Source organism: Deinococcus rhizophilus (assembly GCF_030271215.1).
GTDB lineage: Bacteria > Deinococcota > Deinococci > Deinococcales > Deinococcaceae > Deinococcus > Deinococcus rhizophilus.
This window is the reverse complement of sequence record NZ_JASNGB010000428.1, coordinates 1-380: the sequence shown is the minus strand read 5'-3', so window position 1 is coordinate 380 and position 380 is coordinate 1. Positions and strand designations below refer to the sequence as shown.

General features: G+C 77.6%; 1 pseudogene. It reads left to right on the top strand.

Annotated features, from left to right (window positions below):
- Positions 1–380: pseudogene (locus tag QOL99_RS17700) on the top strand (vWA domain-containing protein); the annotation flags it as partial.

Sequence of the window (380 nt, the reverse complement as noted above, 5' to 3'; positions counted from 1 at the left end):
GCTGGGAGCAGGGGCGGCGGCGCCGGGTGTCCCGGCCCCAGCTCCGGTGCAGCTTCCAGCACGGGCCCAGACGACCGGGCTGCTCTGGCTCAACCCCGGCGCCGACCGCGCCCTCGGTCCCGGCGAGAGCGTGACCCTGCGCTACCGCCTGCCTGCCGGGGTGGCCCCGGAGAGGCTGTCGCTGCGCCTTCCCCCCGGCCTGAGGGGAGAGGTCTGGACGCTTCCCGGTGGGCGTGAGGTGGCCGTGCAGCTCACGCGGATGGGGGAGACGGTGGGCGCGGGAGTGCCCCAGCTGAGCGGGGGAGGGCGGACCTTCGACCTGGCCCCGGTTGGGGCAGTGGGGCAGGCCACGGCGGACGGCCGCGCCGGGGCACTCTGGG